This is a genomic window from Pseudoalteromonas sp. R3 (assembly GCF_004014715.1).
Classification (GTDB): Bacteria; Pseudomonadota; Gammaproteobacteria; order Enterobacterales; family Alteromonadaceae; genus Pseudoalteromonas.
In genome coordinates this window covers 1,767,259-1,781,377 of sequence record NZ_CP034835.1, presented here as the reverse complement: position 1 = coordinate 1,781,377, position 14,119 = coordinate 1,767,259, and the positions used below count along the sequence as shown (strand labels likewise).

The 14,119-nt window shown below is 48.4% G+C and carries 8 protein-coding genes and 5 pseudogenes; 6 read left to right on the top strand and 7 right to left on the bottom strand.

Going from position 1 to position 14,119, the window contains the following annotated elements; genetic code table 11:
• Positions 1 to 34: 34 nt before the first annotated feature.
• Positions 35 to 520 (top strand): phosphoglycerate mutase family protein, encoded by a 486-nt coding sequence (locus tag ELR70_RS12635; RefSeq protein ID WP_082353083.1) that lies wholly within the window; start codon positions 35 to 37, stop codon positions 518 to 520.
• Between the two features lie 208 nt (positions 521 to 728).
• Here ELR70_RS12635 and sohB read toward each other — a convergent pair whose 3' ends face one another.
• The gene (gene sohB, locus ELR70_RS12630; protein WP_054013864.1) at positions 729 to 1,742 is read right to left on the bottom strand and encodes a protease SohB; all 1,014 of its coding nucleotides are present in this window, start codon (positions 1,740 to 1,742) and stop codon (positions 729 to 731) included.
• 71 nt (positions 1,743 to 1,813) lie between these two features.
• Positions 1,814 to 4,234: a VolA/Pla-1 family phospholipase gene (locus ELR70_RS12625; protein WP_054013865.1), complete on the bottom strand. Its 2,421-nt coding sequence runs from the start codon at positions 4,232 to 4,234 to the stop codon at positions 1,814 to 1,816.
• Positions 4,235 to 4,503: 269 nt separating this feature from the next.
• On the opposite strand from ELR70_RS12625, the gene ELR70_RS12620 reads away from it, so the two are divergent.
• Positions 4,504 to 5,247: a YciK family oxidoreductase gene (locus tag ELR70_RS12620; protein WP_054013866.1), complete on the top strand. Its 744-nt coding sequence runs from the start codon at positions 4,504 to 4,506 to the stop codon at positions 5,245 to 5,247.
• Positions 5,248 to 5,291: 44 nt separating this feature from the next.
• Here the strand turns inward: ELR70_RS12620 and rluB are convergent, their stop codons facing one another.
• From rluB to ELR70_RS12595, 5 genes and pseudogenes are all read right to left on the bottom strand, one after another.
• Entirely contained in the window at positions 5,292 to 6,152 is an 861-nt protein-coding gene (rluB, locus tag ELR70_RS12615) for a 23S rRNA pseudouridine(2605) synthase RluB (protein ID WP_054013867.1), read from the bottom strand.
• Positions 6,149 to 6,736: an SMC-Scp complex subunit ScpB gene (gene scpB, locus ELR70_RS12610; RefSeq protein ID WP_054013868.1), complete on the bottom strand. Its 588-nt coding sequence runs from the start codon at positions 6,734 to 6,736 to the stop codon at positions 6,149 to 6,151. Before scpB ends, rluB begins: the two co-directional genes overlap by 4 nt.
• 50 nt (positions 6,737 to 6,786) lie before the next feature.
• A pseudogene (locus ELR70_RS12605) lies at positions 6,787 to 7,601 on the bottom strand (segregation/condensation protein A).
• A gap of 2 nt (positions 7,602 to 7,603) precedes the next feature.
• Positions 7,604 to 8,224 carry an L-threonylcarbamoyladenylate synthase gene (locus ELR70_RS12600; protein WP_054013870.1) on the bottom strand — a complete coding sequence of 207 codons (621 nt, stop codon included), beginning with the start codon at positions 8,222 to 8,224 and terminating at the stop codon, positions 7,604 to 7,606.
• Between the two features lie 4 nt (positions 8,225 to 8,228).
• Positions 8,229 to 9,074, bottom strand: coding sequence for a PHP domain-containing protein (locus ELR70_RS12595; protein ID WP_054013871.1), 846 nt, complete (start codon positions 9,072 to 9,074; stop codon positions 8,229 to 8,231).
• Between the two features lie 520 nt (positions 9,075 to 9,594).
• On the opposite strand from ELR70_RS12595, the pseudogene ELR70_RS12590 reads away from it, so the two are divergent.
• The 4 pseudogenes from ELR70_RS12590 (at position 9,595) to trpCF (ending at position 14,117) form a co-directional block, all read left to right on the top strand.
• Positions 9,595 to 11,169, top strand: a pseudogene (locus ELR70_RS12590) (anthranilate synthase component 1).
• Positions 11,166 to 11,755: pseudogene (locus ELR70_RS12585) on the top strand (aminodeoxychorismate/anthranilate synthase component II). Before ELR70_RS12590 ends, ELR70_RS12585 begins: the two co-directional pseudogenes overlap by 4 nt.
• A 2-nt stretch (positions 11,756 to 11,757) precedes the next feature.
• Positions 11,758 to 12,761, top strand: a pseudogene (trpD, locus tag ELR70_RS12580) (anthranilate phosphoribosyltransferase).
• Positions 12,754 to 14,117: pseudogene (trpCF, locus tag ELR70_RS12575) on the top strand (bifunctional indole-3-glycerol-phosphate synthase TrpC/phosphoribosylanthranilate isomerase TrpF). Before trpD ends, trpCF begins: the two co-directional pseudogenes overlap by 8 nt.
• The last annotated feature ends 2 nt before the right edge of the window (positions 14,118 to 14,119 follow it).

Sequence of the window (14,119 nt, the reverse complement as noted above, 5' to 3'; positions counted from 1 at the left end):
AAACTAGAAATTTGTATGTGCAGTCAGGGCTGCTATGAAAAAAACTCTCAGACTTATTCGTCATGCTAAATCCAGCTGGCAGGAGCCGATGCTGCACGATATTGACCGCCCGCTAAAGCCCAAGGGCGTTCGCCGCGCCCAGGCACTGGCAAAACAATTAGGTACGCTGCCTGATACATACGTATTTACCAGCCCGGCAAAGCGTGCCCTCGACACTGCCCGCATATTACATACACAATGTAATATGACTAAACCGATTGAAATAATACAGGCACTTTATACCTTTGATGCACACGATCTATTGGACTGCCTGCACTTGTTACCTGATGAATGTAATGACGTTACTGTGGTGGGCCACAATCCAGCTTTAACGACTCTGGTTAACCACCTGAGTACAGTTCAGTTTGATAACATAGTGACGGCGGGTTATATCGAGTTGTTACTGACAGTACCACATTGGCACAAACTGACGATGGATACAGTTTCTTTGCAGCAAGTGATCTTTCGCCCTGAACTGTAGTTTTAAAATATATCCATTGCGAATAACAAGCCTGCTACTTGCCCATTTAGAAAACAGGCTTCACGCACTGGCAATGTTCTTTTGCGACATACTTAACGTCAAAAGAAGCAGAGTTTTGGAATATTTGAGATTCGGTGTAACAGGTTACATATGGTGTATTGCCTTATCACGCCAAATCGCAACTTGCAGATCTGGCGCTTATCCAATTTTAATAACTTGATTTTTGCCACTTCGAAAACAGTCGCATTGCCCCTTTCTCAAGGCTCAGGCTCAATCCTATTCCTAGTTTTTCTGCCAGTGGTTTCTTAAGCTTGAAGCGCACCTGATAAAGCTGATGCACTTTATTCAGATCCAACAACAAATCGTCACTGGTACGCAGTTCATCTACCAGAGCAAACTCATGGGCGTGGCTGGCCAGCCAGTGTTCACCTGTCGCGACTTTATCTATATCCATATCGGGACGGTTATCACTGACAAAACGCTTGAACAGGCCATGGGTATGCTCGACTTCCTCTCGAAACTTTTCACGCCCTTTGTCCGTGTTCTCGCCAAACAGAGTCAGAGTTCGCTTGAACTCACCAGCCGTGATTTGCTCATAATCGATGTCGTTCTTTTTCAGCAACTTATTAAAGTTTGGCATCTGGGCAATTACCCCAATAGAACCGACGATAGCAAATGGTGCGGCAACAATTTTATCTGCCACACAGGCCATCATATAGCCACCACTGGCGGCAATTTTATCGACACACACTGTCAGTGGCAAACCAGCATCTTTTACACGTTGCAGCTGAGAAGCAGCCAGTCCATAGCCATGTACAACCCCGCCTCCACTTTCCAGATTCACCACCACCTGATCCTGTTTGGCATCAGCTATGGTCAGAATCGCTGTAATTTCCTCTCTGAGGTTTTCCACTTCATGCGCATCCATACTGCCGCAAAATTCAATCACAAATACTCGTTTCTGGGTTTCATCAGATTGCTCAGACTCTACCTTCTTTTGCTGTTTCACATGAGCTTTGAGCGCTTTTTTGTCCAGAGTTTGTGCCAGAAATTGCTCTTTCGCTTCGTCCAGACGTTTTGACAGGTCCGTCAGCTCGATTTCACCTGATTGAGACTTAGGTTTATGACTTGCAGCAACAATCATTGCGATGATTGCACCAAGCGCAGCGACCAGTGTCACTGCCTTAGCCAAAAATAATCCGTACTCGTATAAAAATGCCAACTTTCTACTCCTGAAATTTAAGTAAAAAAAGCCGCTGAAACAGCGGCTTTCACATAATCTCTTAAATGCGATTATTTTGCAATAACAGCATCGTTAGTGATCGGTAGCATCAGGCCTTCAGTTGCCAGGAAGGTGGCCAGCTGCTTCTGGATTTCCATCGTTGCTGCTGCATGACCTTCAGTAGTACCGCCCGAGCGCTCATCAAAGCTAGTGGTGAGCAATGAGCTGTGATGGCCCTGGCTGAATTTCACCACATAACTGCCAGGCGTCCCATCGACTTCTGGAGATTCAGACACTTCCTGAAGACCCATCAATGCAGCCATTGGCAAAGTGCCCGACAGCGGGTTGCTTTCCGTTGATGGCGGGATCACCTGATCTTTCTTGTTGCCATTTTCACCACCAACAACCACACCCACATACATAGGTGTGCCCAGCGCTTTAACTGTACCAGCATAGTTAGCAGCATCTGCACTGCCCAATACGGTTTGTGCTGCGTAGGCAAACTGTGTCACAGTCGCATTAATCGCACCAAGTGCAACCGTATCACCATTAGCTTCTAGCTGAGCAGTAAAGGTTGAGTACGCACAGTTAGTAAACGCACCTGCATCTGTCGCAAACTGGCCACAGTCAGTGATCGCACCTTCTTTCATATAAGCATTAAATTGCTTAGACACAGCCAGGTCAGTTGCAGCAGAAAGCACGGCGCTTTTCACAACCGGACCAAATGAAGCCGACTCAACCAGGAAGTTAGCAATACCAGAGCCACCACTTGATAAGGCGCCTGCTTTTACATTAAACAAAGCATCTACTTGCTCATCCAACGGGGTATTTGCCATCGCAATAAAGCCAGGGCCTACCACAGAACCCAAAGAATGGCCGATAAAGCTAACATCCTGAGTATTGAACAATAATGGGACCGTTGTTGCCTGATTGATAAAGTTCAGACCCAGGCGCAGACCTAATAAATCTGCAACTGACTGACGCAGGTTATCGCGCGCTACCAACAGTGACTGCAGATTCATATAATGCAATACACTCTTGGTTGAGGCATTGAAATCATCTTCACCGTCATCATTTACATCGATACCACGATCACCATGTAGCGGGTGGTCGATTGCCACTGTTGCAAAACCAGCCTGGGTTAGCGCCAGCGTCAGACCCAGCATATCTTCTTTTTTACTGGTAATACCATGTTGCATAATAACAACCGGCCAGCCAGTTTCAGGACGGTTGGTTTCATCCTTAGGCATAGTTATCTGAACAGGAATATTATTTGCACCCTGAACTTTAGGAAGCGGATTATATCTGCTGACAAACCTCTGCTGATCCAGCCCAAAGTCTCTTAACACGTCTTTGGACAAGGTTTTACACAACGCATCGTTCGAGCCTGGCTCTGCGTCGGGATCTGTCCCAGTTGCTGTTTTGTACGCAATCACAGCCAACGCGTTGTCACACTGTGCCTGCCAGTAGGTATCCGCCAGCGCTGTATCTGCGGTTGTTTGTGGCTCACCCAGGTAGCGAGGCAATACAATGTTGCCTTTAAGGTAGCGGATTGAGCCATATAAAGGACGTAGCGGCTCAGGTAAAGCATCCCCCAGTATATCGGCTACTGTTAAGCCATCCGCAGGTTGTTCACCCACGCTTAAAACAGGTCTTTGCTCAGTTGTCAAAGAACCAGCCAACAACTGCTTAACCGCTCCCATCACTTCAAAAGTTGAGTGAGTGGTCATCGCAGCTGAATAAATGATTTCTTCCTTCGTCACTGTTCCCAGTGCCGCCACAGCATTTTCATAACTGTTGATCACACCCTGTAAGCTCTTTTGCGTAGGGGTAACCAGTGGCGTTTCTTGCTTAAGCAGCGCGTAGGTTGATGAAGGCGCAATACTGCCCGAGCTGTCTTTTAAGCCCGTTGTTAACACCGTAATATAAGTTGTTGCCGACTTAAGCGGCTTCATTGGGATAACATTGATGCTCTTGCCATCTGCCCCCAACTGAGTAACAAAGTCACCCGTTGGACCGAACGTTAATTCTGCAACAGCTTTACAGGCAATACCCGCTGGCACCTGAGCACACTCTTCAACGGTCTGGCTTGCGCCCATCACCACTTCAAAAATACGCACGGAGCCAGGTGTTGCAACACTGGCAGCATCAATTTCAACACCTGCTGGAACGGTTAAATCAATGGCAAAAGGCATTTGCGTTGACCAGCCATCCAGTGCACCCAGAGCAAAAGATGGGTCGGCATACTGAGCACGCTGGAGATTAGGAGCTCCGTCGCTATTGAGCTCTCCTGGAATATTGAGTGTGCCGTCTTTTGTACCACTAAACAGCAAATCGTTAGGCACGGAGATCACACCATTTGAAGGGTCGAATTTAATCGAGGCGCTGGGTGTTACAGCTGTACTTTCTTGTTTTACGTCATCAAGGGTTTCACCGCCACCACAACCAGCTAAGGCTGCAGAAACCGCGAGTGAGAGTAGCATTTTTTTCATTTATTTGGCTCCGACATAATCTTATTATTATTCTTAGCCCTGAATCCAACTTAACTGCTTAATTTAGCTGATAAATTGAGCGATCAGAGAATTTTTAGTTAAAACCTTTGCAAAAAGGTACTTAAAGGTAAATCTGCTTTTAATAAGACATTAGACCAGTTTAAGTTAACGCAAAGTGTAGCGTTTCGCCAGCCATATTTACAATAAATTCGATAACTTGGCTGTGGTATGTGGTAAAATATGCTGAAAATTTAGCTCAGAGGTTCAAAATGCATACTTATCAAGCAGCTGAGAATGCTTTAGAAAACAAAGTGATTTTGGTCACAGGTGCAGGCGATGGCATTGGCCGCGTTGCCGCACTGACCTATGCCAGGCATGGCGCCACGGTAATTTTGCTGGGTAAAACCACCAAAAAACTGGAATGTGTTTACGATGAAATCGTTGCCGCAGGTTACCCACAGCCTGCCATTGTCCCTTTAGATCTGAAAGGTGCCACAAAACAACACTACCGCGACCTTGCCGCCACTATCGAACAACAATTTGGCAAGCTTGACGGACTGTTAAATAACGCCTCTATTTTAGGCTCATTGGGCCCGCTTGAGCACTTTTGTGTTTCTACATTCGAAAATATCATGAAGGTAAACGTTACCGCACAGGCAATGATCACTAAATACCTGTTCCCGGTGATGCGCAAAGCGCCCAGTGCGTCTATTGTGTTCACCTCATCAGGCGTAGGTCGTCAGGGCCGCGAATTTTGGGGCGCATACGCAATTTCTAAATTCGCTACAGAAGGCATGATGCAAACCTGGGCGGCGGAAGTGGGCAAAACCAACATTCGTATAAACTGTATTAACCCAGGCGCCACTCGCACCAGCATGCGTGCTACCGCCTATCCGGGTGAAGATAAAGATAAGTTAAAAACACCAGAAGATCTGATGCCGACTTATCTCTACCTGATGTCTGACGATTCAGCTCAGGTCAACGGCCAGTCCCTCGACGCCCAACCTAAGTAATAACCATTAAAAAAGCCGCAAAAAGCGGCTTTTTTGTGTCTGTTTTAACGGCGCTTACTTTGTTTGAGGCGCTGGTTATGCTTATTCACCGCCTTGCGGATACGGTTTATCTTTGCACGCTTATCTTTACGCTTTTCAGGCATCACAGATAATTTGGTCTGAGTCTCAGGGCGCAAACCTACCGACTTGCGCAGGTAATTTACATCTTCCAGCTTGAGCTCTTCCCAGCCGCCCTGAGGCAAACGCTTGCTCAGCTCAAGCTTACCGTAACGAACTCGAATAAGACGGGATACTTCCAGCTCCTGTGATTGCCATAAACGACGCACTTCTCGGTTACGGCCTTCGGTCAGAGTTACGTTAAACCACTTGTTAAGGCCCTCACCACCGCGAGGCACCAATTTCAGGAATTTTGCCGGGCCATCTTCAAGCTCTACGCCTTTTTTCAGATTGCGCAGGTGCTCGTTGGTAACATCTCCAAACACCCGAACTGAATACTCGCGCTCTACTTCGTACTTAGGGTGCATCAGGCGATTGGCCAGTTCACCATCATTGGTGAATAACAACAGGCCTGAGGTGTTGATATCAAGGCGACCTATGGCGATCCAGCGATCGCCTTCAATACGTGGCAGGCGATCAAATACAGTACGGCGCCCTTCCGGGTCCTTGCGGGTACACAGTTCGCCTTCCGGCTTATGGTACATCAGTACACGGCAGATGCGCTCTTCCTGTTGCTCTACTTTAACAATATGACCATCGACCCGGATCACCGCGTTTTCTTCCACACGGTCACCCAGTTTAGCCACCTTGCCATCAACACTGACGCGGTTGCTTTCGATGTACTTTTCCATTTCACGACGCGAGCCTACGCCTGCGCGTGCCAAAACTTTTTGTAACTTCTCACTCATTCTGATGGTTCTCTCACAGAAGGATCATCTAACATCTGATCTAGCTTTTCGCCCTGTTGTGGTGGCAGCTCAGGGAGCATATCCAGCCCGTTAAGCGAAAAGTAGTCTAAAAATTGTCTGGTCGTTGCATATAATGCAGGTTTGCCCGGCACCTCTTTATAGCCCACCACCTTTATCCACTGACGCTCCAGTAAGCTCTTAATAATGTTGGAGCTGACAGTCACGCCACGCACTTGCTCAATTTCGCCCCGGGTAATGGGTTGTCGGTAAGCTATCAGAGCCAACGTTTCAAGTGTGGCACGGGAATACTTGGGTGCTTTTTCCTGCCACAAGTTACTGAGCCAGGGACTTAAACTGGCACAAGCCTGAAAACGATAACCGGTGCCAACTTCAACCAGTTTGACGCCTCTGGTCTGATAGTGTTCACTCAGGGTATCCAGTGCATCACGAAGCCGTTTATCCGATACATTGATGTCCAGTAAAACGGTCTCTTTCAGTTGTTTACGTGATAAAGGCTTATCGGCAACGAATATGGCTGCTTCAACCAGTTCAACCAATTGTTCATCACTGATACGACGTTTCATGCAAGTAGGATAAGGCTAGTCTAAAGCGGCGTATTATGACAGAGCCCGCGTCACTCTTGTAGCTTTAATGACAAATAAATTGCACTGGCAGGAGTAACAGCCGGCGCTACCTGTAAGCAATTAATTAGCTGCTCCTTTAAAAGCTCCAGCATGGCGATAAACGTCACCACTACACCGCTACGCCCTTCCGAAACAGTAAACAGCCGACTGAATTCTACAGGCTCCGGATGTTCCGACAAAAACTGAAGGATGGCCGCCATACGCTCCCGGGTAGATAGCACTTCGGCACTGATCTGGTGGTGCTCAAAGGTTTTTGCCCGAGCCATGACATCACTGAGCGCCAGCAGCAGCTCTGCCATTTCAATATCCGGCAAACGTGCCTGAGGCTCCTCGGACTCTTCCATCAAGGCGCGGGCAACAAAAATGTCCCGATCAACTCGAGGTAACTGGTCTAAGTGCTCGGCGGCTTTTTTGAATTGTTCATATTCCTGAAGTCTTCTGACTAATTCGGCACGAGGTCTTCCTCGTCTTCCAGTTCTTCATGCACAGGTAGCAGCAAACGTGACTTTATCTGTGCCAATAAAGCAGCCATCACCAGATACTCTCCGGCCAGTTCAAGCTGCATATCCTGCATCATCTCTACATACTGCACATATTGTTGCGTGATGCTCAGTATAGGTAGTTCCAGAATATCTAATTTATGGCGTTTGATCAGATATAACAACAGATCGAGCGGACCTTCAAATGTTTCCAGTATCACTTCCAGCGCGTCCGGAGGAATATAGAGATCCTCCGGCTTTTCCAGTACGGCCTCTCCGTGTAAAAACGCCAGTGGCAGCTTCTGTTGGGCTGGTTGGTCACCCATGATTATTCAAACGGGGCCGTATCGCCACAACCACGGCGCAGGATCACCACCTCGTCGTCAGACATATCAATAACCGTGGTCGCCTGCTCTACCAGATAACCACCATGAATGATCAAATCAACATGCTTTTCCAAACGCAACCGGATGTCTTCAGGATCCGACTCTGTAAATTGCTCATCAGGCAGGATCAGCGAGCAGGACATCAAAGGCTCACCCAACTCGGCCAGTAAAGCCGACGTAATGGGGTGCTCTGTCACGCGGATACCGATGGTTTTTTTCTTCTCATTGAGCAAACGCCGCGGTACTTCTTTGGTTCCTTTGAGAATAAAGGTGTACGGGCCGGGTGTATTGTTTTTGATCATCCGAAACATTTGGTTGTCGACCCGAGCATAAGTCGACAACTCAGATAAATCCCGGCACATCAGGGTAAAGTTATGGTGCTTTTCGATACCACGAATGCGCTCAATGCGCTCCTTAGCTTGCTTGTTACCCAGGCTGCAGCCAATGGCATAGCCAGAATCAGTTGGATAAACTAGCACCCCGCCCTGCTGGATGATATCAACGGCCTGACGGATAAGACGACCCTGTGGATTATCGGGATGAATATGAAAAAATTGGCTCACGCTGTCACTCCTCTGTCGCGCCCCAGAACTGCCAAACCCCTTGGCAATCTTTTGGTAAGTATAGGTTTTTTCCGAGATCCAACCAGTTTGTTGGATAATGAAAGTCAGATCCCTGACTGGCGAGTAAGTTATATTCGCGGCTCAGTTGACCCAAAAACTGCCGTTCAGAGGGTGCCTGTTGAGGCTGTGCCACCTCCATTGCTTTGCCACCGGCAGCACTGAATTCGTCCAGTAACTTTCTGAGCCACTTATTCGACATCTGATAGCGTCCGGGATGCGCCAACACGCTTACACCACCGGCACTGTGTATCGCCTCAACGGCTTGTGCCATGCTGCACCAGCTGCTGGGTACATAACCGATTTTATTGCGGCCCAGATACTTTTTAAACACGCCTTGAATGTTTTTAGCCACGCCTCTGTCCACCAGCGCTTTGGCAAAATGAGCGCGGGTAATTTCGGCGTTCTCGGCAAGCAATTTTGCTTCTTCGTATATGCCTTCATAGCCACGCTTGGCGAGCCGGGCACCGATTTCTTTGGCACGCTCCCGGCGCTTTTGCTGCTGACTGGCAAGCAGTGTGTTTAACGCATCCGCGTTTTCATCGATATTCAGACCAACGATGTGGATTTCGAAACTCTCCCATTTGGTTGAGATTTCAACGCCCGAGACCAAAGATAACGGCAGCTGTTTATCTGCAATGTAGGCACGCGCAGGGGCAAGGCCAGCTACCGTATCATGATCCGTAATGGCCAGTACGTCCACACCTCTTTCGGTTGCCCGTTCAAGTAAAGCGCTCACTGCCAAACGACCATCCGAAAAAGTGCTGTGACTGTGTAAGTCGTATTTTATCAAACTCTCATAACCTCATAAAAATTTGCAGGTTTTAGTATATCATGTTCTTTAATGTCAGGTGTGTTTATCTCATGACACCAAACAACGAGATAGCAGCTTTTTAGTCAGTCAAAATAACCATTTTTAGGTACGTGGTGGATTTTTTCGACTTTGCCCTTGACACTTTATCCCCTAGTACGGTTTACTGTTGGCACTGAATTGACATAACGATGACTTAACAAATGAAAACACAAAAAACTCTAAACATTTGGTGGTGGCACTCGTAATTAGCGGGTGAATCGTTGTGCATACAAGATTTTATAAACCCGCGCTAAAACCGCGGGTTTTTTTATAGTTTTTTTTCGATTAATTAAGAGTTTTAACATGAGCAACAATACAGTAAACCTTACAGTATCTATGTCGTGGTGGTGGTGCCTGAATTAGCGGACGGCATTGTTGTATCTAATAAACAGACCCCCGCAAGCAACCCGCTTACGGGGGTTTTTTTAGCTTATTTTATAAAAATTACGAGGAATGAGGTGTGATTTTTAGTCATATAACGACACAACCCGGGGAAGTAACCAGCATTCGGTTACGGCGCGACTATATCGCCAGTCCCCTGTCACTGTACGCAGCACTGGACAAACCCAAATTCGCTGTTACTGGAGTCTGCCGAAATTGACTCCAAGGATAATGTTAAAAGTATTATTCTGGTCGACTCGGCACTGCGCTTTGAGTGCCAGGGTAAAAGCGTGATAGTCCGTGCTCTGTCAAATAACGGTGAACAACTGCTGCCCTATCTGGCACAGCAAGTCGAAAACTGTGATGTAGAACTTGGTAACTCAGTACTGACCCTTACATACCGGGATACACCGGCAGATCTGGATGAATACGCGAAACTCAAGGCTGATAATGCATTCAGTGCGCTCAGAACCTGTATAAACCAAATAAAGTGCAACTCAGAAACACCCTTTTCGCTATTTCTGGGTGGTGTATTTGCCTATGATATGGTGGCCAACTTCGAGCGACTTCCCGACGTCGCCGATGGCGCCAACAGCTGCCCAGACTACGTATTCTATCTTGCTGAAACCTTGTTGATCATAGATCATCAGGCGCAGACCACAGAGCTAATCGGCAATGTGTTTAATGGCCCTGATGTTCACGCCAACTGTTTTGAAGTCGGCCGCAAGCTGGAAGTACTTAACCGTCAGTGCGATGATCTGCAAGCCTTTACGCCAGAGCCAGTCAAAGGCCGTTGCGACGTCCATGTTGATATCAGCGACGAAGCTTATAAAGAGCAGGTTATCAAACTGAAGCAACATATCGTGGATGGCGACATCTTCCAGGTTGTTCCTTCCAGAACATTTACTTTGCCCTGTGCAAATCCTTTATCGGCCTATATGGCGCTCAAACTACAAAACCCAAGCCCGTATATGTTCTACATGCGTGATGAGGATTTTGTATTATTCGGTGCCTCCCCGAGTCTGCGCTAAAATACTGCGAAAAAAGCAATCAGGTTGAAGTCTACCCAATCGCTGGCACGCGCCCGCGGGGAAAATTTACCGACGGTAGCATTAACCCGGATCTGGATAGCCGCATCGAGCTGGAACTCAGAGACGACCAGAAGGAGCGAGCTGAACACCTGATGTTAGTAGATCTGGCTCGTAATGATGTGGCGCGGATCAGCATACCGGGCACCCGCCATGCCAAAGAGCTGCTTAAAGTTGACCGCTATTCTCAGGTGATGCACCTGGTCTCTCGTGTGGTTGGCCAGCTTAAGCCTGATCTGGATGCCCTGCACGCCTATCAGGCCAGTATGAACATGGGCACTTTAGTCGGCGCACCAAAAGTCAAAGCAGCGGAGCTGGTCAGACATACAGAGCAGCAGCGACGTGGCAGCTATGGCGGTGCGGTTGGCTACCTGACAGGCGATGGTGCAATGGATTCATGTATTGTGATCCGTTCAGCCTTTGTAAAAGACGGCCAGGCTCTGGTACAGGCCGGAGCTGGTGTCGTCTATGACTCAACCCCACAAGCCGAAGCCGATGAAACCCGCGCCAAAGCCAGCGCCGTGATCAAAGCAATTCAGTCGACTTATGCAGGAGAGCAGGCATGATCCCTAAAATATATTTTCTTGATAACTTTGACTCCTTTTCTTACAACCTGGTTGATGAACTGTCGCTCCTTGGCGCTGAACTCGTGGTGTATCGTAATCACCTGGACGCCGAAACGATTTTTGCAAAAATGGAACAAGAAACCGACCCGGTGATCCTGGTTTTGTCTCCGGGTCCGGGGGCACCGAAAGATGCTGGCTGTTTGCTTGAGCTGATAGCCCTGTGCAAAGGCAAATATCCCATGCTGGGGATCTGCCTGGGCCAGCAGGCACTCACGCAAAGCTATGGCGGCACAATTGGCCATGCCGGAGAAACAGTTCACGGCAAGTCATCTCATATTTCTGTAACGCCACACCCTGTTTTTGACGGACTTGGCACATCCTTTCCGGTAGCACGCTATCACTCACTGATGGCGACTCAGGTCCCGAATGCCTTGAGGTCATCGCCCAGTATGAAGAAATCCCCATGGCGATTTTCCACCCGGATGATAAGGTGATCGGGTATCAGTTTCACCCTGAATCAATTTTAACCCCATGCGGCGCTCAGCTATTAAAGCAAAGCATCGCCTATCTCACTTCCCAGGAGTAGACATGGAAAGTTTAAATTTACTGCTAGAGCAAAAATCACTGGATTTTGCTGCCGCCACTGAGCTCTTTGGCGCCGTTATGCAAGGGCAACTTGATGAAGTACAACTAACCGCAGCCCTGGTCGCTTTGAAAATCAAAGGCGAAACAGCCGAAGAAATCGCGGGGGCGGCAAAAGCGATGCGCGACCATGCCATTGCTTTTGATACGCAAGGTCTGCTGTGTGCTGACAGCTGTGGCACGGGTGGCGATGGCACCAACACCATTAATGTCAGCACGACGGCAGCGATCGTGGCTGCGACCTGCGGCATACCTATGGTTAAACATGGCAACCGCAGTGTATCCAGTAAGTCCGGATCTGCGGATCTGTTAAAAACGCTTGGAATTAATCTGGATATGGACCCGCAGGCGGGCGCGCGATGTTTACAACAAACCAATTTTACCTTTTTGTTTGCACCGCTCTATCACACCGGCGTTAAACACGCGATGCCAGTACGTACAAAGTTAAAAACCCGCACTCTGTTCAATATTCTCGGACCGCTGGCAAACCCCGCCAAACCTCAGGTACAGCTGCTGGGTGTGTATGATCCAATTTGTGCCGCCCTATGGCCGAAACGCTGAACAAACTGGGGACACAAAGAGCCATGGTGGTGCATGGTTCAGGATGTGACGAAATTGCCTTGCATGGCGAAACACGGGTTACGGAATTAAACCAGGGCGTGCTGACAGAATATACTCTGACACCCGAAGACTTTGGATTAAAACAGTACCCACTCGATGCCATCGCTGGCGACACACCTGAGTTTAATGCCCAGGCAACGCGCGATATCCTGAGTGGACAAGGTAAAGAGGCACACAATGCGGCCATCATTGCCAATGTGGCCGCCCTGATGGTGATGACAAACAAAGCATCGGATCTTAAATCAGCCAGCGCCCAGGTTGCACAAGTACTGGCATCGGGACGTTGCTTAGAAAAACTTGCTGACATCGTGGAGGTCAGTCATGGCTAATGTGTTAGAAAAAATTGTTGCAGACAAAGCAATTGAAGTCGCGGAAAGAAAGCAGGCTCGCCTCTGGCTAGCTTTATTGAGCAGATAGCGCCAAGTGATCGTGATTTTTACGGCGCACTGAGCCAGCCCGGTACGCAATTCATCCTGGAGTGTAAAAAGGCCTCGCCGTCGAAAGGTTTGATCCGTCAGCATTTCGATCTGGACGAGATCACCAGCGTCTATGGCCGTTACGCCTCTTGTATCAGCGTACTGACCGATGAAAAGTATTTTCAAGGCAGTTTTGACTACCTCAGCTATGTCCGTACTCAGGTTTCTCAGCCACTCATTTGCAAAGACTTCTTTATTGATGAGTATCAGGTTTATCTTGCCCGTTTAAGCGGCGGTGATGCCATCTTACTGATGCTATCTGTGCTTGATGATGCGCGTTACCGGGCACTGGCGGAGTTGGCTCACAGCCTGAACATGGCCGTGCTGACTGAAGTGAGCAACGAAGAAGAAGTACATCGGGCATTAGCACTGGACGCACGATTGATTGGCATCAACAATCGTAACCTCAGAGACTTGAGTACTGATCTGGCTACCAGCGAGCGTTTGCGCAAGTTGATCCCTGACGACAAAACCGTGATCTCAGAGTCTGGTATTTACACACATACCGATGTGAAGCGCCTGGCCCCTATCTGCAACGGCTTCCTGGTTGGCAGCTCGCTGATGGCGGAACAAGACCTGGAAACAGCCTGTCGTAAGTTGATCCTCGGAGAAAACAAAGTGTGTGGCCTGACCCGCAGCCAGGATGCCATCGCAGCCTACGAAGCTGGCGCAGTGTATGGAGGGTTAATTTTTTATCCCAAGTCACCACGCTATGTGGACATCGACTGCGCCAAAGCCGTTGTAGACAGCGCACCGCTGAATTATGTGGGTGTCTTTGTTGATGCACCGCTTGATCAAGTCGTCGAACATGTCCGTATCCTTACACTCAGTGCAGTACAGCTACACGGCACTGAGTCACAAACATATATAGAACAATTGCGTCAACAACTGCCCGTTAACTGCCAGATCTGGAAAGCACAAGGGATCGCGGACCGCCTGCCGGAACCATTACAAGGCGTCGACAAACACTTGTACGACACTAAGATAAAAGGTCAGATTGGCGGTACAGGACAAGTATTTGACTGGCAATTGCTAAGCAATACGTCCGGCGATTTTATGCTGGCAGGCGGCCTGAGCGCAGACAACTTAACACATGCAACCTTCCTGGGCGCAGCCGGATTCGACCTGAATTCTGGCGTGGAAAGCAGCCCTGGCAAAAAATGCGCAGATAAACTGAACAAAGCTTTTAACACAATTCGTAAATACTGAGG